Consider the following 22,821-nt stretch of genomic DNA (forward strand, 5'->3'; position numbering starts at 1 on the left):
CCGATGGAGTACCAGTACGTGGCCCGCTCGGGCCAGGTGCCCGACGGCGTGGTCCGCCGCTTCTTCATCGGCGATGCCGAGGTGGCCGTCGCCCGCTGGGACGGCACCGTGCACGCCATGTCCAACTACTGCACCCATCTGGACTGCCTGCTGTCCTCGGGGAAGGTCACCGAGGACGGGCTGCTGTGCTCGTGCCACGGCAGCGTGTTCGACTTCGCCGACGGCGAGCCGATCACCCCGCCCGCGACCCGTCCCGTCCAGGTCTATCCGGTGAAGGAGGAGGACGGGCAGATCCTGGTCGCGATCCCGCCGGGCGTCGAGCAGCCCAGCCCACGGCGGCGGCCGCGTGTCGGGCAGTGACACCCCGGCCGACGGCACCGGCCGGCACTGGCCGGCACTGATCCCGCTCCTGCTCGGCACGTTCACCGGCACCCTCGCCAACACGATCGTGAACGTGCCGCTGAGCCTCATCCTCGACGACCTCGGCGTCCCGGTCTCGGCCGGGTCGCTGCTGGTCATCGCGTTCACGGTCACGTTCGCCGTGCTGCTGCCCGTGTCGGGCTGGCTCGGCGACCGGTACGGCCACCGCCGGGTGTTCATCGCGGCGATGCTCCTGCTCGGCACGTCCTCGGCGGGTGCCGCGCTGGCGCCCGGCCTGGCCGGTCTCGCCGTGCTGCGCGCCGTGCAGGGCGCGGCGACGGCGGCGATGCTGCCGACCGTCATGTCGCTGATCGCGACGCTGTTCGAGGGCGGGAGCCGCGGCCGCGCGCTCGGCTTCTGGGCCGCCGCGAACGGCATCGGCCAGGCCGCCGGGCCCACCCTCGGCGGCGGGCTGGCGACCTGGTTCGGCTGGCGCTCGGTGTTCTGGCCGATGCTGCCGCTGGGTCTGGCCGCCGCCGTGATCGCGCTGCGCCTCGTACCGCGCGACCGCCCCCGCGCCGTACCGCTGGAATGGCGCGGGGCGCTGCTGCTCACCCTCGCCGCCGGGCTCGGCCTCGGCGCCGCTTCCGCCGTCGCGCCGCTGGGCCCGTTCTCGCCCGTCGTGTGGCTGTCGGCCGTCGCGGGCGTGCTGGCCGCCGGCGCGTACGTCCTCGTCGAGCGCGGGCGGGCCGACGCGTTCCTGCCGCCCGGACTGCTGCTGGAGAGCCGCTACCTGCGGTCGTGCCTGACCGTCCTGGCGCAGATGTTCTGCCTGGGCGCGACGCTGCTCGCCGTCCCCCTCTACCTGACCACCGAGCGGAACGCCGACACGCTCACGGCGGGTGCGCTGCTGCTCCTGCTGCCGATCGCGATGTCGGTGCTGGCCCCGCTCGTCGGCGTCCTGATGGACAGGATCGGTCCCCGGCCCGTACTGCGCTGCGGCCTGGTCCTGCTCGTGGCGGGCCAGTCGCTGGTGGCGGCCGTCCTCGTCGGGTACGGGGGCATCCCGGGACTGCTGGTCGCGATGTTCCTGACCGGAGCGGGTGTGGCCCTCGTCCAGACGCCCGCCGCGACCGGCGCGACGCGTTCCAAGGCCGGCCGGTACGGTGCCGGACTCGGCCTGTTCAACCTGGTGCGCTTCGGCGGCTCGGCCCTCGGCGTCGCCTGGGTCGCCGCCGTCCTCGACGCCGGCCCCGCGTTCGGCACCGTCTTCGTCGGCTGCGCGGTGATCGCCGCGCTCGGCCTCCTCTTCTCCTTCGCGGGCCCCGACCCCGTCGCCCCCGCGCGTTGACTCGTGGCGTGTTCGCCCTTCCACGGCGGAGCACAGGCGAACACGCCACGAGTCAACGCGCGGGTCCGTGGGTTTCGGCGGGTGGGGAGAGTTCGTCCGCCAGGGTGCTGGTGACGGAACTCAGCGTTTCGATGTGGTGCGCCAGCCAGAACATGTACTGGGCCTCGGCCGTACGGATGTCCATTCGCAGCGCACGCGAGGCCCGGTCCAGCTTGTAGAGCATCGTGTTGCGGTGCAGGTTGAGCGAGCGCGCCGCCGCGTTCAGATTCCCGGCCGCCTTGATGTAGGCCAGCACGATCGGCTCCAGATCGCCGCCGCCCGCCTGGCGCAGCGGCGACAGCGTCTCCACCGCGAACGACCGGCCCTCGGTGCTCCCCGCGACCTCCTTGAGCGCCGCGAAGACCCGCAGGTCGTCGTACCCGCACACCGGGTCGGCATGGGTGTGCCAGGCCAGGCCCATCGCCAGCCGCGCCTCGTAGTAGCTCGCCGCGACGCCCGCCGCGCCCGCGCCGGGCCGCCCGTACGTCACCCGCAGGTCCTCGCCCAGCGGCTGGACGAGCCGCCGCCGCAGCCGCTGGGCGAACCTGCCCGCCTCCTGCCGCTCGCGCAGCGGGTCACCGCAGTCCGTCAGCTGCCGGATCACGACGATCGTCGAGCCGATCGCGGCGGTCAGCGTGATGCCGTCGGGGTCCATCGCCTGCGCGATCCGGGTCGCGGTGAGCTTGATCCGCAGGTAGTCGCGGCCGACCGGCAGCAGTTTCGCGGCCGACACCACGTGCACGGCGAAGTGCGCGTCGACGTCGAAGCCGTGGTGCCGGGCCCGGGCGCCCAGCTCGTACGGGTCGGCGAACCGGCCGTGCACCAGCGCCTCGACGAAGTCGCCCCTGGCCCGTTCCTCGGCGGCCCGTACCGAACGCTGGCGCAGCATCTCCGAGCCGGTCAGCGTCGCGCCGTGCTCGGCGATCACCCGGTGCTGGGCCAGGTCGTGCTCGTCCGGCGGGAACGACCGCTCGGCCATGACCAGCCGCCCGTACGGCTCGCCGCCCACGATGATCGGGGAGACCAGGACCCGCAGCGGGTCCTCGTCCGGATCGAGCCGCAGGTCCAGCTCCTCCGGCTCGCCGCCGGTGGCGACCGGCAGGTCGGCGACGACGGGCCACGCGGTGTCGGTACGCGGCGGGCCGGGCGGCAGCGCGGCGGCGATGGCACTGGGATCGACGAACGTGCCGTCCGGCGGCTCCGCCCACGCCAGATGCTCGCCGTCCTCGTCCAGGATCAGGACCGGGCATCGGGACAGGTTGGCGATCGCGTGCGCCATCGCGGGGATGCCGGAGCCCTGCGCCAGGACGCCCGCCAGCGTACGGTGCACGCGCGCCCCGTACTCCAGCACGTGCGAGGTCTGCGCCAGCGCCTTCTGCCCGACGAGCCGGCTCACCGCGCGGTAGTCGGCCTCCTCGCGCAACTCCAGCAGCGGGACGCCCGCCCGGTCGGCGGCGCGGGCGGCGGCCGTCAGATCCGACCGGGTGCCCGGCGGCTGCCAGGCCAGCAGCGCCGCGGCGCCGCGCTTGGCCAGCTCCATGATCAGCGGACCGGCCTCGTCGGCCGTGGCCAGCTTGGTGGCGGGCAGATGGATGGCGATGCAGCCGAGATCGGGCGAGCCGATGCCCTCCTCGGCGTACCGCCGGGTCTCCGACAGCGGCAGGCACCAGGAGACCGGGCCGTCCAGGCCGGCCGCGCCCGCGACCAGGCTGCCGCGCAGCAGCGGTTCGGCCAGCAGGGACCCGACGCTGGTCTTGCCGTCCCGGCCGGCGTTCTCGATAGCGGTGACGTCAGCGTGCTGATGTGCCATGTGCCCACATCCTGTCCCGATGGTTCGGCAGAGTGTACATAGTCCGGTTCGGTGGGGTCCCGGAGACTTGCTGCCGTGAGCGAGATGCGGGCGGAGCGGGACAGGGACGGGAATCCAATTGTCCGCTGCCCTTATCTTGCGGCAATGGAACGTGCCGGGCAATACCTCGAATGCACATTTCTGTATTCGCGGAATTTCGGGAACAGGAGACAAGAATGCAGACCGTTCACCGGCTGACCCTGGAGGACGCCCTCGTGCTGCTGCAGGCGGCCGAGGAGGAGGCGCGGCGGATCGGCGTCAAGGAGACGATCTGCATCGCCGACGACGGCGCGCACCCGATCGCGCTGCACCGGATGACCGGTGCCCGGCTGACCGGGGTGGAGATCGCGATCGCCAAGGCGTTCACCGCGGCCGGCCACCAGCGCGACACCCACAAGTTCAACGAGCCGCCGAACGGCCCGGCGCTGCCGGGCAACGAGGCGTTCGGGATCAACCAGATGATCCCCGGCAAGTTCGCGATCTTCGTCGGCGGCTTCCCGATCGTGTACGAGGGCCAGGTCATCGGCGCGGTCGGCGTCAGCGGCGGCAACGGCGAGCAGGACAAGGCCGTAGGCGCCGCGGCCCTCAAGGCCTTCGCAGACAAAATCGCGCCCCCCGCGTAGCCCACCAGCAGGTCGACTCGTGGCATGTTCGCCCTCGGGAACGGTCCAGAAGGGCGAACACGCCACGAGTCAACGGGGCCAGAGGCCGAGTTTCTCTACGGCCTGGGCTGCGGCCAGGACCGTTGCGTCCTCGTGGCGGCGGGCGACTATCTGCAGGCCTACGGGGGCACCGCCGGCGGTTCCGGCCGGGACGGAGATCGCCGGGTGCCCGGACAGGTTGAACGGGAACGTCACCGCCAGCGCGCCCCAGTGGTCCACCGGCCGGCCCGCGATCTCGGCCGGCATCGGGCCCTCGGCGGGGAACGCCGGGACCTGCGTGGCCGGGGTGAGGAGCAGGTCGAACCGCTCGAACGCCCCGGCCAGCTCTGCGATCAGCCGTGCGCGCGTCTCGTGCGCGTCGACCAGTGCGTCGGCGTCCAGGGCCGCCGCCGCGTCCCCGTACCGCCGTACCGTCGGGTGGACGTCGCCGAGCCGTCCGGCCGGAGCGGCCCGCAGTTCGGCGTGCACGTCCGCTACCGAGAGCGTGCGGAACGCGGCGCCGCACGCGGCCTCAAGGTGCAGGTTCGCCGATACGCGCCGGACGCCCGCTTCCGCGATGAACCTCTCCGCCGCCGCCTCGACCACGGCCGCGACCTCGGGATCGCAGGGAGCGTTCCCCAGGTCGGGCGTCCATGCCACCCGCAGCCCGCGCAGCTCGACCGTGCGCAGGGCCGTCTCGAACGGCTCGGCGGGCGCGGGCAGCGAGGAACGGTCGTACTCGTCCGTCCCGCACACGCAGTCCAGGTAGCGGGCGGTGTCCTGGACCGTACGGGTGAGCACGCCGTAGTGGTCGTTCTCGGCCGTACCCCAGTGGTACGGCCCGCGCGGGACGCGCCCGTACGTGCCCTTGAAGCCCACCAGGCCGCAGTACGAGGCGGGGATGCGCAGCGACCCGGCGCCGTCCGTCCCGGTCGCCACCGGCACCATCCCGGCCGCGACCGCCGCCGCCGAACCACCGCTGGAACCGCCCGGAGTCAGCGCCGGGTTCCACGGGTTGCGCGTCACCCCGTGCAGGGCCGAGGCGGTGAACGAGGCGCGCCCGAACTCCGGCGACGCCGTCCCGCCGATCGGGATCGCGCCGGCCGCGACGGCCCGCGCGACCAGCGTGGACGTGTGGGCCGCGATCCGTTCGGCATGCAGGGCGCTGCCCATGGCGAACGGCCAGCCCGCCACCGCGTGCAGCTCCTTGACTCCCACCGGGACCCCGGCCAACGGCCCCGGATCGTCACCGCGCGCCACCCGCTCATCGATCTCGCGCGCCCGCTCGAGCGCGCCCTCCGCGTCGACATGGACGAACGCGCCCAGCCCGCCGTCGAGCCGTTCGATCCGCGCCAGCGCCTCGCCGATCACCTCGCGCGCGGCGACCCTGCCGCTCCTGACCAGCTCGGCCGTCTCCGTGAGGGTGGTGGCCGGCTCGCTGAGGGTCGCGGTCCGCTCCGCGGGGGTGACGTTCATCGCGGTCACAGTGCCACCGTCGCGATCGCCGTGGCCACCACCAGCCCGGCGACGACCGGGATGAAGAGGCGGCGGGCCAGGTCGATCACCGAGACCCCGGTGAGGCCGGCGACCACGATCAGCGAGGACCAGATGACCAGCGTGCCGCCGCCGGTCCAGCTGGCGCCGTTCTGCGCGATCGCGGCCAGCGTCGCCACGTCCGTGCCCGAGCCCTCGCCCAGCGACCCCGCCAGCGAGCCGGTGAACGGCAGCCCCGGCCAGCCGTTGCCGTCCAGCCCGATCACCATCCCCACCAGCAGCATCGCGAACGAGGCGAACACCGGGACCTGGGGGATGTGCGGCTGGACGTTCGCGATCGCGTCCATCAGGAAGCCCGGCGCCTTGGCCCCCTCGGGCAGCCCCAGGATCTCGCTGGAGTAGTCCGACAGGCCGATGTAGACGAAGCCCGCGACCGGGATGACCATGCCCATCGTCCGGAACGCGAAGGCGATGCCCTCGGTGAAGTGCCCGCCGACGTCCTCCAGCCAGCCCTTGCGGTTGGCGACCAGCGCGATCACGACCAGCGCCAGCGCGGCCGTACCGCCGACCAGCGGCGCGCCCGCGCCGTCGTCGATGTTGGGGACGAGCGAGGTGAACCGGCCCAGCAGCATGAAGACCAGCAGCAGCGCGAACAGCGCCGGCACGGCGATGGCGACGATCCGCGCCTGCGTCGTCCCCCTGGCCTCCGGCTCCTCGCCACCGCCACCGTCGCCACCGCCCGAGCCCGTGCTGGTCAGCGTGGCCGTCCCGCCGCCCGCCTTCGTCCCGCCGGATCCTTCGGCACGTTCCAATCCGCTACCACCGGCGGTCTGGACGGCGCCCATCTCGGTGATCGGCAGCCGGATCGCGGCCGAGGCCATCGGGTCGAGCATCTTGGTGCGTACGTCCCGCAGGTAGGCCACCGTCAGCGCGACCACCCCGGCGATCAGCGAGATGATCAGCGCCTTGTCGGCGATGTCGCCGGCCGGGACGTTCGCGCCCTCGGCGGACAGGCCGGGGGCGACGCCCATGATGTAGTCCGAGCTCAGCGCCATGCCCTGGCCGGTGATCGCGATCGCCAGCGCCGCCCCGAACGGGGGCAGCCCGGCCTTGACGGCGGCGGGCAGCAGGATCGCCGCGATCAGCGGCAGTACCGGCGTGGGCCAGAACGACATCGACAGCAGGTAGGTCACCACCGCCAGCACCAGGTACGACAGATGGCCGTTGCGGAAGAACCGCCGCAGCGGCCGCACCATCAGGGCGTCCGCGCCGAGCCCCCGCATCGCCCCCAGCATGGCGGTGACCAGCGCGATGATGATGAAGATCGGCAGCAGCTCGCGGGTGGCGACGATGGCGCCGTTGAACACCGCGCCCAGCCCCGTGACGACGCTACCGCCGTAGGCGATGCCGGTGACGAACGTGGCGACCACCGCGAGCGCGATGACGTTCTTCTTGGCCACCACGGTGGCGATCAGGGCCGCCAGGCCGAGCAGATAGATCCAGTGGGCAGCGGACAACGCTTCACCATCCAGTGCGGGGAACCGTGCGGAGAAAAGGTGCGGGGGCGAGACTGCTAGGCTTTTATTAAGAGCGGATTACGGGGTTGTTGCGACGTCGCTCCGGGCGCTTTTCCTGGCCTCCGGTATATTTCCCGGGGTTGCAGAGACTCTGGCCCATGTCTTTTCGGCCGACAATGAGAAAAGCGCACATCCGCCGCGCCGAGGTTTTGTGCAGGGTGCCGGATGACGCCCGCACCCGGCTCCGGTATGAGGCCGGGCGGTGACGGGCCGGTCGCGCTCCGTGGCCGGGGATCGCGAGTCTCATAGGCGACATGCGGCCGATGTGGTCAGAGCAGGCTCGTTGATCTGCTCCAATGAAATGTTGTGCCACCAGCCTCCTACCGTCTCGTACGCCGCGCGGGTCCCGCGCGAGCCGTCCCGCCGGTGCTCGACGAGCAGCAGCGACGGGTCGTCGAGCATGCGGGCGGCCCGATGCTGGTGCTGGCGGGCCCGGGCACCGGCAAGACCACCACGATCGTCGAGGCCGTGGTCGACCGTGTCGAGAACCGCGGCGTCGACCCCGAACGTGTCCTGGTCCTGACGTTCAGCCGCAAGGCGGCCGGCGAGCTGCGCGAGCGCATCACCGGACGGCTGCGGCGCACCACGCGCACGCCGCTGGCGCTGACGTTCCACGGCTACGCGTACGCGATGATGCGCCGCGACGCCGTCCAGAACGAGGATCCCGCGCCGCGCCTGCTGTCGGGGCCCGAGCAGCTGCTGGAGGTACGGCGCCTTCTCGAGGGCGAGCTGGCCGACGGCGCCCGCGAATGGCCCGAGCGCCTCCGCGCAGCTCTGGCGACCCGCGGTTTCGCCGAGGAGCTGCGCGACTTCACCCTCCGCGCCGCCGAGCGCGACTTCTTCCCCGACAACCTGGTCGCCCTCGGTCGCACGCGGGGCCGCGACGACTGGACGGCCATCGGCCGCTTCATGGACCGGTACGTGGAGCGGTTCGCCGTGGACCCCGTACCGACCTACGACTACACCGAGCTGATCCACCTGGCGGCCGGGCTGCTCGCGGAGGAGGAGGTGCTGATCCGCGAGCGCGACGCCTATGACGTGGTGTTCGTGGACGAGTACCAGGACACCGACCCCGCGCAGGAGGCGCTCCTGCAGGGCCTCGCGGGGGAGGGTCGCGACCTGGTCGTCGTGGGCGACCCCGACCAGTCGATCTACGGGTTCCGGGGCGCCGACGTCCGGGGGATCCTGGAGTTCCCGCGGCGGTTCCCGACCCTCGCCGGCGACCCGGCGCCGGTGGTCGCGCTGCGCGACTGCCGCCGGATGGGCCCGGAGATCCTCGGGGCCTCCCGCCGGATCGCCCGCCGCCTGCCCGCCGGCGTCCTGGCCGCCGAGCACCGCGCGCTCCGTCCCGTCCAGCCCGCCGAGGATGACAGCGGCACAGACGAAGTGCGAGCCGTGATCGCCGACTCGGAGAGCCAGGAGTCCGCCCTCGTCGCCGACGAGCTGCGCCGGGCGCACCTGCTGGACGGGGTGCCGTGGTCGCGGATGGCGGTGCTGGTCCGCAGCGCCGTACGGCAGGTCCCCGCGCTGCGCCGCGCGCTGGCGCAGGCGGGCGTGCCGGTCGTCGTCGCGGGCGACGAGGTCCCGCTGATCGCCGAGCCCGCCGTACGGCCGATCCTGGTCCTGCTGCGCGCGGCGCTGAAGAAGGGCTACCTGGACGAGCTGGTCGTCGAGGACCTGCTGACCGGGCCGCTCGGCGGCGCCGACGCGCTCGGCATGCGGCGGCTCAAGCGCGCGCTCCGCGACCTGGAGGACCTGTCCGGCGGCACCCGGCTGCTGAACGAGCTGCTGATCGCGGCGGTCGACGACCCGCGCGAGCTGATCCTCGTCCACGAGAAGGTCCGCGCCCCGGCCGAGCGGGTCGCCAGGCTGATCGAGATCGCCCGGGAGACCGGGAGCCGGGGCGGCACGGCCGAGGACGTCCTGTGGGACGTGTGGCGCGAGAGCGGGCTCGCCGAGGACCTGCTGGCGCAGAGCGTCAAGGGCGGGACGCGCGGCGCGGCGGCCGACCGCGACCTGGACGCGGTGGTCGCGCTGTTCGAGCATGCCGCGCGCTTCGTCGACCGGCTGCCGCAGGCCGGGCCCGAGCTGTTCGTCGACAACATCGCCTCGCAGGAGATCGCCGGCGACACGCTCGCCGAGCAGGCCCCGCAGGGCGAGGCGGTCCGCATCCTCACCGCGCACCGGGCCAAGGGCCTGGAGTGGGACGTGGTCGTCGTCGCGGGCGTCCAGGAGGGCGTCTGGCCCGACCTGCGGCTGCGCGGCTCGCTGCTCGGCGTGGAGGAGCTCGTCGAGCTGGCGGCGGGCAGCGAGCTCGAACGCGACCCGCATCCGGGCGACAAGGGCGGCGCGGCGGCGGGCGCGTCGATGGCCGCCAAGATGATGGACGAGGAACGCCGGCTGTTCTACGTCGCCGTGACCCGGGCCCGCAGGCGCCTGGTCGTGACGGCGGTCGGCGGCGACGACTCCGAGGAACGGCCGTCCCGGTTCCTGAACGAGCTGCTGCCCGGCGCGATCGAGCAGTCCCAGCTGGACGAGAAGACCCGCTGGCTGTCGCTGCCGGCGCTGGTCGCCGACCTGCGCTCGGTGGTGGCCGACCCGTCCAGGCCGGAGCCGATGCGCCGCGCCGCCGCCGGCCACCTGGCCCGGCTGGCCCGCGCGGGCGTACGGGGCGCGCGGCCCGAGAACTGGTACGCGATCACCGCGCTGTCCGACGCCGGTCCGGCGTTCGCCGCGGACGAGCAGATCACGATCTCGCCGTCCCAGGTCGAGGCGTTCACCACCTGCGGGCTGCGCTGGCTGCTGGCCTCGGCGGTGGGCGCGCAGGAGGGCGGGCCCAACGAGTTCAGCACGATGGGCAAGGTCATCCACGCGGTGGCGGAGATGGCCGGCGCCGACGACGGGGTGACCGAGGTCGATCTCGCCCGGCGGCTCGACGACATCTGGAACGACCTGGAGTTCCGCAGCTCCTGGTACTCGGAGAAACAGCGCGAGCAGGCCGCCAAGATGGTCGACCGGTTCCTCGGCTGGCACCGCGACAACCCCAACGAGGTCGTCGCGCTGGAGGAGTCGTTCAAGGTCGACCTCGGCCGCGTGGTGATCAAGGGCCGGATCGACCGGGCCGAACGCGACGAGCACGGCCGCGCGGTCATCATCGACATCAAGACCTCGACCACCGCCGTACCCAAGGACGATCTGGGCCGCCACCCGCAGCTGGGCGTCTACCAGTACGCGGTGATGCTGGGCGCGTTCGAGCGGCACGGGCTGATCGAGCCGGGCGGGGCCAAGCTGATCCAGGTCGGCAAGGCGGCGTTCACCGCCAAGGCGCGCGAGCAGGAGCAGCCGCCGCCGGCCGAGGACGCCGATCCCGAGTGGCCCAAGAAGCTCGTCGAGATCGTCGCCACCGGCATGGCCGGCGACGTGTTCCAGGCCCGCGCCAACGACAAGTGTCGGACCTGCCCCGTACGTTCCTGCTGCCCGGTCCACGATGAGGGTGGCCAGGTAGGCCCATGAACAGAGCGCGGGAGGGCGGGTGATCACTCCGGCGGAGCTGGCCCGGCTGCTGGAGATCCCCGAGCCCACCGCCGAGCAGGGCCGGGTGATCGAGGCGCCGCTGGCGCCGATGGCGGTGATCGCGGGCGCCGGGTCGGGCAAGAGCGAGACGATGGCGGCCCGGGTGGTGTGGCTGGTCGCCAACGGGTTCGTCCGGCCCGAGCGGGTGCTCGGGCTGACCTTCACCCGCAAGGCGGCGTCCGAGCTGGGCGCGCGGGTGCGCAAGCGGCTCGACAAGCTGCGCGAGGTGCTGCCCGCCGACGAGCTGGAACGGCTCGGCGGCGAGTCGCTGTTCGACGGCGAGCCGATGGTGTCGACGTACCACTCCTACGCCGCCCGCCTCTTCGGCGACCACGCGCTGCGCGAGGCGCTGGAGCCGACGATGCGGCTGATCTCCCCGGCCGTGGCCTGGCAGATCTGCTCCCGGGTGGTGGACGCCTACGACGGCCCGATGGACCGGATCGACTGGCAGCCCGACACGGTCACCAAGGCCGTGATGGAGCTGGCCGGCGACCTGTCCGAGCACCTGCGTACCGGCGAGGACATCCGCAAGGTCGGGACCTGGCTGGACGAGCGGTACGCCGCCGTCAAAAAGCCGCTGAAGGCGCAGAAGGACATCCTGGCCAGGCACGCCGTCCGCGAGCAGCTCATGCCGCTCATCGAGGCCTACCACCGGGCCAAGCGCGACCGCGAGGTCATCGACCACGGCGACCAGATGGCGCTGGCCGCGCGGATCGCCTACAAGCATCCCGAGGTCGGGATGATGGAGCGGTCGCGGTTCTCGGTCGTGCTGCTGGACGAGTACCAGGACACCAGCCAGGCCCAGCTGGTGCTGCTGAAGTCGCTGTTCGCCGGCGGCCATCCGGTGACGGCGGTCGGCGACCCCTGCCAGTCCATCTACGGCTGGCGCGGCGCCAGTGCCGGCAACCTGCTGCGCTTCGCGTACGACTTTCCCCTGCATGCACCGATCGCAGGACGGCGTCCGGACACGGCTCCGGTCGTCCAGCTCAGCCAGAGCTTCCGGAACGGCGAGCAGATCCTGGAGGCGGCGGCCAAGGTCCAGGAGGAGCTGCGGGCGGACACGGCGGCCGTCCCGCGCCTGGTCCCGGGTGCCGGGCGCGAGGGCCGGGGACGGGTCGAATGCGCGCTGTTCGAGACCGTCGAGGACGAGTCGGAACGGATCGCCGCCCGGATCGCGCGGCTGATGGCCGGCGACCCGGAGACGGCCCCGGACGGCGGCGCCTGGACGGCCGACGAGCCGCTCCAGTACTCGGACGTCGCGATCCTGGCGCGCAAGCGGTCGCAGTTCCCGCTGATCAGGCGGGCCCTGGAGACGCGCGGCATCCCGGTCGAGGTGGTGGGCCTGGGCGGGCTGCTGACCGTTCCGGAGGTCCAGGACGTGGTGGCCACGCTGCGCGTCATGCACGACCCGACGGCCGGGGCCTCGCTCGCGCGGCTGCTGACCGGGCCGCGCTGGCGGCTGGGCCCGCGCGACCTGGTGGCCCTCGGCCGCCGCGCCCGCTCGCTCGCCCAGGAGGCGTCCCGCGACGTCACCCCGCCCGAACCCAAGGAACCCGAACCCAAGGAGGCCGAACCCAAGGACGGCGAGGCGCCCGCCGAAGAGGCCCCTCAGGCGGTGGAGGAACCCGGCGACGATCCGCTCCGCCAGCTGGTCAGCGAGCTGAACCAGGAGACCGGCAGCCTCGTCGACGCGCTCGACGACCTCGGCCCGCACGACGCCTACAGCCCCGAGGGGTACGGGCGGCTCAGGCGGCTGCGCGACGAGCTGCGCCAGCTCCGGAGCCAGGTGGGCCTGGCGCTGCCCGACCTGGTGAACGAGGTCGAACGGGCCCTCGGCCTCGACATCGAGGTCGCCGCCCGTTCCGGCCTGGACCCGGTCACCGCGCGCGCCGACCTGGACGCCTTCATCGGCGCCGCCGCCACGTTCGCGGGCGACGCCGAGGACCCGACGCTGGGCGCGTTCCTGGCCTACCTCAAGGCGGCCGAGAGCGAGGAGTTCGGGCTGGAGGCCGGCCGGGTCGGCGAGACCGACAGCGTCAAGCTGCTCACCGTGCACGCCTCCAAGGGACTGGAATGGCCGGTCGTCATCGTCCCCGGCCTGTCCTACACGCCGCAGAAGAGCGGCGGCCCGGCCAAGGGATCGATCTTCCCGTCCCCGCCGCAGAACGCCACCCGCTGGACCGCCAACCCCCGCGTCCTGCCGTTCATGCTGCGCGGCGACCGCGCCGACCTGCCCGGACTGACCGGCCTCGACAAGGAGGACCTGGCCGCGTTCGACACCGCCTGCGCCGAACGCGACCTGCGCGAGGAGCGGCGGCTGGCCTACGTCGCCGTGACCCGCGCGTCCAGCCTGCTCATCACCACCGGCTACTGGTGGGGCGCGTCCGGCCGGCCGCTCGGCCCGTCCCCGTTCCTGGAGGAGGTCCGGCAGGTCTGCCTCGAAGGCGCGGGCTCGGTCGCGCTCTGGGCCGATCCGCCGGAGGAGGGCGAGACCAACCCGCTGCTGGCCGAGCCGGACACCTCCTCGTGGCCGCCCGAGCGCGGCGCCCACGGCGACCCGGCGTCCCGGGAACGGTACGAGGCGATCGTCGAGGGCGCCCGGATGGTCGAGGACGCGATGGTCGGCCGGACCCGCCCCTGGGCCGGGGACGGCGGCCTGGGCGACGCCGACCGCGGCCGCATGTCGGCCTGGGCCCGCGACGTGGAGCTGCTGCTCGCCGAGCGCGACCGCGGCCGGGGCGGCGACGGCCTGCTCGTCGAGCTGCCCGCGCACCTGTCGGTCTCGTCCCTGGTCTCGCTGGCCCGCGACCCGGCCGCGCTGGCCCGCCAGATCCGCCGCCCGATGCCGCGCCCGCCCGCCCCGTACGCGCGCCGGGGCACCGCCTTCCACGCCTGGCTGGAGAGCCGCTGGGGCCAGCAGCGGCTGCTGGACCCCGACGAGCTGCCCGGCGCCGCCGATGAGGGCGCCGCCGACGACTCCCAGCTCGCCGCGCTGCGCGACAGCTTCGAGGCCTCCGAATGGGCCGCCCGCGAGCCCCTCGACATCGAGGTGCCGTTCGAGACCATCATCGGTGACCGGCTGGTCCGGGGCCGGATGGACGCGGTGTTCCAGTCCCGCGACGGCGCCTACGAGGTCGTGGACTGGAAGACCGGCAGGCCGCCGTCCGGCGACGAGGCCCGCTTCTCCGCCGTCCAGCTCGCCGCGTACCGGCTGGCCTGGGCCGAGCTGGCGGGTGTCCCGGTCGATCAGGTCAGTGCCGCGTTCCACTACGTCCGCGCGAACGTCACCGTCCGCCCGGCCGACCTGCTCGACGCCGCCGGCCTCACCGCGCTCCTGGACGCGATCCCCGCGATCTGACCACTGTTCACCGTGCGTGTCATCGGGGATGATTCCCGCAAGTACCCCGGCGGTTGAGCGGAGGGCCAGTGAGCGTGGCGCATGACGAGCGGGTCGTACGGGAGTTCTCCAAGCAGGCGGCGGGGTTCGGCGATCCGGCGCTGAACGCCGCGTTCACCCGCCATCTGGACCGGCTCGTGCGGTTCATGGACCCGGAGCTGGACCTGGAGGACGTCGTCCTGGAGGTCGCCGCGGGGACCGCGCTGGTTTCCCGCGCGATCGCGCGGCGGGTGCGCCACGTGACGGCGCTCGATCTGACCCCGGCGATGCTCGCGCAGGGCAAGCGCGAGGCGGACCGCGACGCCGTCACCAACGTCACGTTCACCCGCGGCGACGCCGCCGACCTGCCCTATGCCGACCGGTCCTTCACGCTCGTCGTCACGCGCTTCTCGATGCACCAGGTGGCCGATCCGGCCGCCGTCGTCCGGGAGATGGCCCGGGTCAGCCGGCCCGGCGCGGCGCTGATCATCGCCGACCTCGTCCGGCCCGAAGGAATGGACGCCGACCCCGACCGGATCGAGCGGCTGCGGGATCCGTCGCACGGCACGATGCTCACCGAGGCGCAGATCGGCGAGCTGCTCACGGACTCGGAGGCCGAGCTCAGGCGCGCCGAGCGGTTCGACTTCGTCCGGCCGCTGGAGCCCTGGCTGGAGCTGGCGCACACCGATCCGGACGCTGCCGCGCAGATCCGCCAGGAGCTGACCGACGAGGTCGCGGGCGGCCCCACCACCGGGATGCGGCCCGGTGTGGTGGACGGCGAGCTGCACTTCACCCACTCCTACGCCTTCCTCTGCGCGCACGCGTCCTGACCAAGAACCGAACCAGCGCTTCTCGGGTGCCGTCCTAGGTGGATATGCGCCGCACCTGGAGATTGTCGGTCCTGCCCATTTTCGTGCTGGTGATCATGCTGGCCGTGGCGGGGGCCTGCCATCGCGGTGGGTCCCTGCTGCGTCCGGGCGGGGAGGTCGACGCCGAACGGATCTACTTCGCGCCCGACGTCCAGGAGGATATCGACTGGCCTGAGGGCCCTGCCGTGCTGCGCAGCCCCGCCGACGTCCGGACGTACTTCGGCCCGGCGTCGGCGGCCGATGGCTCAGGGAAGGCCCGGCGGCTCTCCGACATGGTCCGACGCCTGTCCCGGCACGACTTCAGGAGCGAGGTGCTGATGGCGTTCACCACGGTGACCGGATGCGATCTGGTCGGGGACGTCACCCTGTGGGCGAAGGGACGCGAGTTCTCGGTACGTACGCCGACGGATCTCACGAAGCTGTTCGACCGGACCGACTGCGACCGGGCGTACAAGATGGCGGCGGTGTTCGCGGTGCCGCGGGACCGGGTACCGGCGAACGCCGTCCTGCCGTGGCCGCCGCACTGATCAGGCTCTTCGATCGAACGTTCGACGCGAGTCGCTCATGTGTTCTATGTTGTCGGGCGTGAGTTCCCTTCCTGTGCGGCTGGACCGCGAACCCGCAGCGCTGGCGATGCGGATCGGTGTGGTGGCGGCCGAGGCCGCCCTGGCGACGTTCGCCCGCAACCTGGACCTCGACGAGGTCGAGGACGGCGAGGTCGACTTCCGCGGCGCCATCGGCCCGGCCGAGTGGCCGGTGTTCTCGCTGGTCATCGACACGCTGGCGGAGGGACGGCCGGGCGACGAGCGGTCCCTGGACGAGCGGCGCGTAGAGGCGCTGAACGATCTGGCCCGCATCTGCATGGCCGCGAAGCAACGCGCCGGCGCGGCCTGAGTTAGGACTGCCTGCAAGGCCGCCTGAGTCAGGCCGCCTGAGTCAGGGCCGATCGAGCCAGGCCGCCTCAGCCGGGTCGGTCCGCCAGAGCCTTGGCCCTGACCTTGCCCGTGCTGGTACGGGGCAGCTCGTCGACGAAGTGCACCTCGCGCGGCACCTTGTAGCGCGCGAGCCGTTCCTTCACATGGGCTTTGAGGTCGTCCTCGGTGACGTCCGAGCCGGGCGCGCGGACGACATGGGCGGCCAGCCGCTGGCCGAACGCCTCGTCCTCGACGCCGGTGACCGAGACCTCCGCGACGCCGGGATGCGCGCCGAGCAGCTCCTCGACCTCGCCGGGGAAGACGTTCTCCCCGCCGGAGACGATCATGTCGTCGGCCCGCCCGTCGATGAACAGCCGACCGGCCGGGTCGAAGTGGCCGAGGTCGCCGGTGCCGGTGAGGCCGTCACGCTCCCGCTTGCCGCCGCCTCCGGTGTAGCCGGCGAAGCGCAGCCCGCCGCCGGTGTAGATCTCGCCGATCTCCCCGGCGGGCAGCTCGGTCCCGTCCTCGTCCAGGATCCTGATCGTGAGCCGGAACGACGGCCTGCCGACTGTTCCGGGGGCGTCCCGCAGATCCTGGGGCGTGGCGATGGTCGCCCAGCCGGTCTCGGTGGCCCCGTACACGTTGACGACCACGTCGCCGAACGCGTCCATGAACGCATCGGACAGGTGCGGATGCAGCGCGGAGCCGCCGCACACGACCGAACGCAGTGATGTGGGGCGCGGCCCGTCCGGTACATCGAGGAGCCGTTGCAGCATCACCGGCACCGCGACCAGCGTCTCCGCCTGGTGTTCCTCGATCGCGGCCAGGATCGCCTTGGGGTCGAAGCGGCGGAACAGCACCATCGGCATCCCCATGCCGAGCCCCACCGACGTGTAGGCGAAGCCCAGCACATGGAACAGCGGCGGCGCGATGACCAGCGGGGCACCCGACCGTACGGGCACGCGCATCAGGTGGCTGACCGCCGCCGGCAGCAGCGAGCCGATCCCGATGTCGTGCTGGGCGCCCTTGGGCGTGCCGGTGGTGCCCGAGGTCATGATGATGACCTTGCTGGGGTGTCCCGGCCGGATGGGCTCGGGCTCGGTGGACGCCGCCAGCCCGTCGATCGTCTCGCGCGTACCGGTCCCGTCGTTCCAGGCGTGCAGGCGCGGGCCGCCGTACGAGGAGCCGTCCACGACCTCGTCGAACTCCTGGTCATGGACCAGCAGCCCCAGGCCCTCGCGCTCGGCGACCGTACCGAGCTGCGGGCCGGAGAAGTCGGTGTTGAGCAGCACGACGTCGTTCCCGAGCCGGGACGCGGCCAGGACCGCCTCGACGAAACCCCGATGGTTGCGGCAGAGCACGCCGATCCGCTGGTCGGTCCCGACCCGCTCGCGCAGTGCCGCCGCCAGTGCGGACGCGTGCCGTTCCAGTTCGGCGTACGTGAGCGTCCCGCGCTCGTCGATGATCGCCGTACGGTCCGGGAAGCGCAGCGCCGCCATCGCCCCGACCGTCGCGGGCACCGGGCCGTACCGCACGTACTGCAGCGGTAGCCGAACGGCGCGGTCGGGCCGTACGGGACGCAGCGCGCCGGTGTCCCAGATCGCTCGCGCCATCGTTCGCATCCGGTCGAGCAGCACGGCGCTTCTCCGTTTCAACAGGTTCAACTGGCCGGGGGAAACCAGGGGCCTACCCGCCCCTCGCGGGGTTGAACGGCCAGTGTCGCGTACGGCCCGGCCCGTTCGGCTTCCGGCCGAGCGCTTCGTCGCCGCGCTCGACTGAGGTCAGAACGTCGGGAACGGCAGCGCGACCAGGTGGTATGTGATGCAGAGCTTGAAGAACGGGACGGCGGCCAGCGCGAGCAGCGTGTAGGCGATCCGTCCGGGACGGCCCCACCAGCCCTTGAACCAGGCGGCGACGGCGGCGATCAGGACCGCGATCGAGACGGCGAACGCGGCGGTGGCGACGTAGGGCAGCGCGGTCAGTTTCGGTGAGCCGAGGGAGACCGCCTCCATGACGGCGTTGCCGTCCGACATCACCAGTGCCGTTCCGGTGAGGAAGGCCGTGACCAGCGCCGCCGCCAGCCAGCCGAGCAGCCGGGCCGCGCGGGCGGGGCCCGGGTGGGCCGGGCGGCGGCGGGCGGCGCGGACGCCCGCGGTGATCGGGAACGCCAGGAACGCGATCAGGAACGCGGCGGCCCCGGCGGCGATCAGCCCGAGGTGCAGGCCGGGCGAGTCGTACCAGGCCAGCTGCGTGTACGTCGTGGCCGGATCGGCCGACACGGTGAGGGTGCCCTTGCGGTCGAACGCGATCCGCTCCTGGCCGCCCTTCTCGGCGAACAGGCCCGGTGCGGTCCGTACCCAGTGCTGCGTCCCCTTGCCGGGATCGAGGGAGATGCCGGTGGTGGTCAGGGTGCCGTTTCCGGCTGCGGTGACCGTGACAGTGCCGAACAGGCTGTTGAAGCGCGTCAGGTCGGAATGGCTGGTCCGGTTGCTGCGATACGTGCCCGCGTACCGGGACACGTCGTCGTTCAGTCCCTGCGCGGCCACCGGTGCTGTGGCGGCGCCGGCGGGGAGGTAGCGGTCGACGATCTGGTTCACCAGGCTCTGGCCCAGCGACAACGCGTTCCCCTCGGCGCCGTCGCCGTTGTAGACGACATGGACGCCGATCTTCTGCTCGGGCAGGAGTGCGAGGATGCTGTGGAAGCCGGGAACGTCGCCGTCCTTGTAGACCAGCTCGTGCCCGTTGCGGGGACGCTGCTCCCAGGTGAAGCCCATCCCGGGCATCCGGTCGTCCTGGGCGTGCTGCCGTTGGCGCATCGTGCGGGTGACCTCGGGGCCTCCCAAGCGGGCGTCGTCGCCGAGGTGGGCGAGCATGAACCGGCCCATGTCGGCCGGGGTGGCGATGGTGCCCGGCCCGCTCGGCGTGATCGCGCCGTACTGGCCGCTGACGGTGGCGAAGCCGGTCCCGGACGGCCGGTACCCCTTGGCCAGCCGGGCGGCGATCGCGGCGGGCGGCGGGACGGCGGCGGTGCTGCCGGTCATGCCGATCGGGCCCAGCACGTGCCGGTCGAGGTATTTCGCGTACGGCGTCCCGGAGGCGATCTCGACCAGGTGCCCGGCGAGCGCGAGCGCGTAGTTGTCGTACGAGATCGCGGCGCCCGGCGGCCGGACGCGGCGGGGCTGCCGCTCGGCGAGGACGTCGCGCAGCGAGCCCGCGTCGCGCGGATCCCGGACGGCCAGGCCGATCACGCTGTCGTCGAACCCGGCCGTGTACGTCAGCAGGTGCCGCAGCGTGACCGGGCGTCCCGGGTAGGTGTCCTCGATCTTGAACGTGGCGAGCCGGCCGTTGACGTCGGCGTCCAGGTCGAGCTTGCCCTGCCGTACCAGCTGCATGACGGCGGTGGCGGTGAACAGCTTGGCCAGCGAGCCGGTGAAGAACGCGGTGCTCTCGGGATCGACCGGGGCGCGGGTGCCGGTGTCGGCGACGCCGTAACCCTTGGCGAGGACCTGCCGTCCGCCCGCCACCACCACGACCGACGCGCCAGGGATCCGGTGCTCGGCGAGTTGCGCGGGCACCACCCGGTCGAGGAGTTGCGGCAGGCCCTCCAGGCGGGGCGGCGCGGCGGCGGACTCGGGACCGGCGGACACTGGACCGGCGGACACCGGACCTGCCGTGCAGAGCAGCGCCGCCAGGACGCACAGGACGATCGAGAGCGCTTTCTTCATGCTCCGCAGCCTTCCGGCCTGGACCGGGACCGGAACAGTGCCGCTGGGCACCTCCGGGCATGCGGAACGCATGAACCGGACAAAGCCCTAAAATCCTCCCGTGACCACCGTGGTGATCCTCGCCGTGCTGGCCGGGCTGGCGCTCCCGCCGGCGGGGACCGCCCTGGAACCCGCGGTCCTCGCCGCCTTCGCGATCCAGGCGGTGCACTGCCTGCCGCGTACGCGGGCGTTCCGCGACCGCTGGGGCGGCTGGACGCTGGCGCTGCAGGCGGCGCTGACCCCCTTCGGCGGCCCGGCCGGCTTCCTGGCCGCGTCCGTGCTGCTGATCGTTCCGAGGCGGTGGCGCTGGGCGGCGTTCGCCGGCGTGGCCGGCGGTGCCGGGCTGCTGAACACCGCCGACCTCTACACCTGCGCGAACGCGATGGGGAACGCGGTCTGCCAGGGGCTGTTCGTCTTCGCCCTGACCCGGCTCAGCGATCTGCGCGCCGAACTCCAGGCGTCCCGTGGCGAGCTGGCCGCGCGATCGGTCGCCGGGGAGCGCGCGCGGGTGTCCGGGGCTCTGGAAGACGCGCTCGGCGGCACGCTGTCGGAGATCATCCGGCTGGCCGGGGAGGGCGCGCCCGGCGCGATCCTGGAACGGGCCGCCGCCGCCCGCGCCCGGGTCCGGCGAGCCCCGGAACCACCGGAGACGGCGCCGCCGGGCGATCTGACACCCCGGCTGGCGGTACCGATCGTCATCGTCGTGCACCTCTGGTACCCGGTGATCGCGATGATCTACGTCGCCTCGGTCGGGCCGCCGCTCCCGCTGGCCGTCGCGTACGCAGCAGGGACCGTGCTGGTCGTCGCGCTGCAGCTGTACCACGTGCTGCCCCGGCCGCCCGGCGTACCGCCACGGCAGGCCCGCTGGACGCTCCCGCTCCAGACGTTCGCCGCCGCGCTGCCGCTGCTGGCGCCCGACCGGCCGTACCCGCAGCTGATGTGGTTCGCGGCGGGCTCGATCCTGATCGTCCTGGCCGGCCGTCGCGTGGCCTGGGCCTGGGCCGGGGCGGGCGCGTACACCCTGCTCGTCCCGGCCGCCCTGCTGGCCCGTGGCGGCGGCCTCGCCGACGCCGCGACCTGGACGGTCGAAACCGCGGGCGGCGCGCTGATGTTCTACGGCCTCGCGCTGTTCACGCACCTCGTCTACCAGGTCCGCGAGGTACGGGAGTCGCTGGCGCTGCTGGCCGTGGCCGAGGAGCGCCGCCGGATCGCCCGGGACGTCCACGACCTGCTCGGCGCGGGCCTCTGGGGGATCATGGTGAAGGCCCAGGTCGCGGCCGGATCCCCGGAACGCGCCCCGGCCGAGCTGGCCGACGTCGCCCAGATCGCGCGCCGTACGCTCGGCGACCTGCGCGCCATCCCCGGCGACAGGGTCCCGGACCTTTCGCCGGCCACCGAGCTGGACTCCGCACGCGAGCTGCTCACCGCCGCAGGCGTAGAGGTGTCGGTCGAGTGGCCCGCCGGCCTGGCGGAGCTGCCGCGTCCGGTGGACGCGCTGCTCGGGACGGTGCTCCGCGAGGCCGTGACCAACGTGCTCCGGCACGCCGCCGCCCGTACCTGCCGGATCGAGGCGTCCCGCGAGGGTCACCTGGTACGGCTGCGCGTCGCCAACGACGGCGTCCGGCCGGGTGACGGGGAGCCGCCAGGTCAGGGGATCGCCAACCTGACCGCGCGCGTGGCGGCCTTGGGCGGCGAGCTCACCGCAGGACCCACCGCCGGGCACCCGGGAGACCAGGGAGGCCGGTACGAGCTGACCGTCCTACAGCCAGCCGGCCTCGGAGGCGATCCGGACCGCGTCGAGACGGTTGCGGGCGCCGAGCTTGGTGAGGATCGCGCCTAGGTAGTTGCGGACCGTTCCCCGGGACAGGTGCAGGGTCGAGGCGATCTCGGCCGGGTCGGCGCCCGAGGCCGCCATCCGCAGCACGTCGGTCTCGCGCTCGGTGAGCGGGTTCGGGGGCTGGGTGAGCGCCCGCGCGGCCACCTGCGCGTCGATCACGCGCTCGCCCGCCGCGACCCGGCGGATCGCCGCCGCCAGCTCGGCGGGCGGCGCGTCCTTCACCATGAACCCCGCCGCCCCGGCGGCCAGCGCGCGGCGCAGCGTCTCGGGCGTACCGGACCCGGTCACGATCAGGACCCGGCACTCGGGCAGCCGCTCGATGATCCGTCCCGCCGCCTCCACGCCGTCGATCCCCGGCATCCCGACGTCGAGTACCGCGACGTCCGGGGAGTGCGCGAGCGCGGCGGGGAGCACCTGGTCGCCCGCCGAGACCTCGGCGACGACCCGGAGGTCGGGCTCGCGGTCGAGCAGCGCGACCAGCGCGCCTCGGATCAGGTCCATGTCCTCGGCGAGCAGCACTCTGATCATCGCGCTCCACCGCCCGTGCCGCCTGTGTACAGCAGCGGGACCAGGTAGGTACGGGCGAAGGCGCGCAGGTCGTCCTCGCCGTCCAGCGGGATGCAGCTGTCGGGGGCGAGGTAGAACGACATCGCCAGTCGGACCATGATCTCGGCGGCGGCGTCGGGCGCGGCGACCGCCGGCGGGCCGGGGGAGCGGCGGAACTGCTCGGCCAGGAAATCCCGGACGAACGTCAGCACGAACCGGGAGTCGGTCGTCAGGTAGGGCAGGATCAGCTCCGGCTCGGTACTGATCAGCCGGGCCAGCAGCGGGTTGGCGCGGGCCAGCCCGATCCCGGTGACGAAGCCCTCCACCAGGCGGTCCTCGATGCTCGGCCGGTGCTCGGCGGCCCGCACCATGACGACCATGGCCCGCCTGCTCTCGCGCAGGGCGACCGCGCGCATCAGGTCGTTCTTGCTGCCGAACCGGCGGTAGACGGTCGCGCGCGCCAGCCCGGCGCGGCGGGCGACGTTGTCCACGTTGGTCCGGCGCAGCCCGTAGGAGCCGAACTCCTCCAGGGCGGCGTCGAGGATGCGGGCGGTCAGGTCTTCGATGTCCTCGTCGGCCGTGAAGGCGACGTCGTCGGGTGGCGCCATCTCGGCGCTCACTCTACTGGCCA

General features: G+C 73.2%; 16 protein-coding genes. 9 read left to right on the plus strand and 7 right to left on the minus strand.

The window, feature by feature from the left end; translation table 11 throughout:
• Positions 1-3 precede the first annotated feature (3 nt).
• Positions 4-360 (plus strand): Rieske (2Fe-2S) protein, encoded by a 357-nt coding sequence (locus ACH34Q_RS24320; protein ID WP_395985341.1) that lies wholly within the window; start codon positions 4-6, stop codon positions 358-360.
• Positions 347-1,711 (plus strand): MFS transporter, encoded by a 1,365-nt coding sequence (locus ACH34Q_RS24325; protein WP_395985342.1) that lies wholly within the window; start codon positions 347-349, stop codon positions 1,709-1,711. Before ACH34Q_RS24320 ends, ACH34Q_RS24325 begins: the two co-directional genes overlap by 14 nt.
• A gap of 52 nt (positions 1,712-1,763) precedes the next feature.
• Here the strand turns inward: ACH34Q_RS24325 and ACH34Q_RS24330 are convergent, their stop codons facing one another.
• On the minus strand, positions 1,764-3,560 hold the full coding sequence (locus ACH34Q_RS24330; RefSeq protein WP_395985343.1) for a PucR family transcriptional regulator: 1,797 nt from the start codon (positions 3,558-3,560) through the stop codon (positions 1,764-1,766).
• A gap of 215 nt (positions 3,561-3,775) precedes the next feature.
• Between ACH34Q_RS24330 and ACH34Q_RS24335 the strand changes: the two genes are divergently transcribed.
• Positions 3,776-4,222, plus strand: coding sequence for a heme-binding protein (locus tag ACH34Q_RS24335; RefSeq protein WP_395985344.1), 447 nt, complete (start codon positions 3,776-3,778; stop codon positions 4,220-4,222).
• Positions 4,223-4,291: 69 nt separating this feature from the next.
• Here ACH34Q_RS24335 and ACH34Q_RS24340 read toward each other — a convergent pair whose 3' ends face one another.
• Together ACH34Q_RS24340 and ACH34Q_RS24345 are read right to left on the minus strand one after the other, a co-directional pair.
• On the minus strand, positions 4,292-5,716 hold the full coding sequence (locus ACH34Q_RS24340; RefSeq protein WP_395985345.1) for an amidase: 1,425 nt from the start codon (positions 5,714-5,716) through the stop codon (positions 4,292-4,294).
• A 5-nt stretch (positions 5,717-5,721) separates the two neighbouring features.
• Positions 5,722-7,251, minus strand: a complete 1,530-nt coding sequence (locus ACH34Q_RS24345) for a hypothetical protein (RefSeq protein WP_395985346.1) — start codon at positions 7,249-7,251, stop codon at positions 5,722-5,724.
• Between the two features lie 366 nt (positions 7,252-7,617).
• Here ACH34Q_RS24345 and ACH34Q_RS24350 point away from each other — a divergent pair, with 366 nt between their 5' ends.
• The 5 genes from ACH34Q_RS24350 (at position 7,618) to ACH34Q_RS24370 (ending at position 16,023) form a co-directional block, all read left to right on the plus strand.
• Positions 7,618-10,824, plus strand: a complete 3,207-nt coding sequence (locus ACH34Q_RS24350; RefSeq protein WP_395985347.1) for an ATP-dependent helicase — start codon at positions 7,618-7,620, stop codon at positions 10,822-10,824.
• Between the two features lie 19 nt (positions 10,825-10,843).
• Complete coding sequence (locus ACH34Q_RS24355; protein WP_395985348.1) at positions 10,844-14,242, plus strand: ATP-dependent helicase; 3,399 nt, start codon at positions 10,844-10,846, stop codon at positions 14,240-14,242.
• A 68-nt stretch (positions 14,243-14,310) separates the two neighbouring features.
• Entirely contained in the window at positions 14,311-15,090 is a 780-nt protein-coding gene (locus ACH34Q_RS24360) for a class I SAM-dependent methyltransferase (protein ID WP_395985349.1), read from the plus strand.
• 44 nt (positions 15,091-15,134) lie between these two features.
• Entirely contained in the window at positions 15,135-15,656 is a 522-nt protein-coding gene (locus tag ACH34Q_RS24365; RefSeq protein WP_395985350.1) for a hypothetical protein, read from the plus strand.
• 58 nt (positions 15,657-15,714) lie between these two features.
• The gene (locus tag ACH34Q_RS24370; protein ID WP_395985351.1) at positions 15,715-16,023 is read left to right on the plus strand and encodes a hypothetical protein; all 309 of its coding nucleotides are present in this window, start codon (positions 15,715-15,717) and stop codon (positions 16,021-16,023) included.
• Between the two features lie 67 nt (positions 16,024-16,090).
• Here ACH34Q_RS24370 and ACH34Q_RS24375 read toward each other — a convergent pair whose 3' ends face one another.
• Positions 16,091-17,680 (minus strand): AMP-binding protein, encoded by a 1,590-nt coding sequence (locus tag ACH34Q_RS24375; protein WP_395985352.1) that lies wholly within the window; start codon positions 17,678-17,680, stop codon positions 16,091-16,093.
• 144 nt (positions 17,681-17,824) lie between these two features.
• Positions 17,825-19,768: a serine hydrolase domain-containing protein gene (locus ACH34Q_RS24380; RefSeq protein WP_395985353.1), complete on the minus strand. Its 1,944-nt coding sequence runs from the start codon at positions 19,766-19,768 to the stop codon at positions 17,825-17,827.
• Positions 19,769-19,868: 100 nt separating this feature from the next.
• On the opposite strand from ACH34Q_RS24380, the gene ACH34Q_RS24385 reads away from it, so the two are divergent.
• Positions 19,869-21,647, plus strand: a complete 1,779-nt coding sequence (locus ACH34Q_RS24385; protein WP_395985354.1) for a sensor histidine kinase — start codon at positions 19,869-19,871, stop codon at positions 21,645-21,647.
• Here the strand turns inward: ACH34Q_RS24385 and ACH34Q_RS24390 are convergent.
• Both ACH34Q_RS24390 and ACH34Q_RS24395 read right to left on the minus strand, forming a co-directional pair.
• The gene (locus ACH34Q_RS24390) at positions 21,567-22,172 is read right to left on the minus strand and encodes a response regulator (RefSeq protein ID WP_395985355.1); all 606 of its coding nucleotides are present in this window, start codon (positions 22,170-22,172) and stop codon (positions 21,567-21,569) included. The two genes, ACH34Q_RS24385 and ACH34Q_RS24390, sit on opposite strands and share 81 nt — an antisense overlap.
• A complete protein-coding gene (locus ACH34Q_RS24395) occupies positions 22,169-22,798 on the minus strand; it encodes a TetR/AcrR family transcriptional regulator (protein WP_395985356.1) in 630 nt (209 codons plus the stop codon). The genes ACH34Q_RS24390 and ACH34Q_RS24395 overlap by 4 nt, the downstream gene beginning before the upstream one ends.
• Positions 22,799-22,821: the final 23 nt, after the last annotated feature.

The sequence above is a fragment of the Actinomadura sp. 9N407 genome, assembly GCF_044326315.1.
GTDB lineage: Bacteria > Actinomycetota > Actinomycetes > Streptosporangiales > Streptosporangiaceae > Spirillospora.

Bases quoted from the DNA above. Each gene is read 5' to 3' on its own strand.
- ACH34Q_RS24320 (WP_395985341.1), top strand. From the start codon at position 4: ATGGAGTACCAGTACGTGGCCCGCTCGGGCCAGGTGCCCGACGGCGTG.
- ACH34Q_RS24330 (WP_395985343.1), bottom strand. From the start codon at position 3,560: ATGGCACATCAGCACGCTGACGTCACCGCTATCGAGAACGCCGGCCGG.
- ACH34Q_RS24335 (WP_395985344.1), top strand. From the start codon at position 3,776: ATGCAGACCGTTCACCGGCTGACCCTGGAGGACGCCCTCGTGCTGCTG.
- ACH34Q_RS24340 (WP_395985345.1), bottom strand. From the start codon at position 5,716: ATGAACGTCACCCCCGCGGAGCGGACCGCGACCCTCAGCGAGCCGGCC.
- ACH34Q_RS24365 (WP_395985350.1), top strand. From the start codon at position 15,135: ATGCGCCGCACCTGGAGATTGTCGGTCCTGCCCATTTTCGTGCTGGTG.
- ACH34Q_RS24380 (WP_395985353.1), bottom strand. From the start codon at position 19,768: ATGAAGAAAGCGCTCTCGATCGTCCTGTGCGTCCTGGCGGCGCTGCTC.
- ACH34Q_RS24390 (WP_395985355.1), bottom strand. From the start codon at position 22,172: ATGATCAGAGTGCTGCTCGCCGAGGACATGGACCTGATCCGAGGCGCG.
- ACH34Q_RS24395 (WP_395985356.1), bottom strand. From the start codon at position 22,798: ATGGCGCCACCCGACGACGTCGCCTTCACGGCCGACGAGGACATCGAA.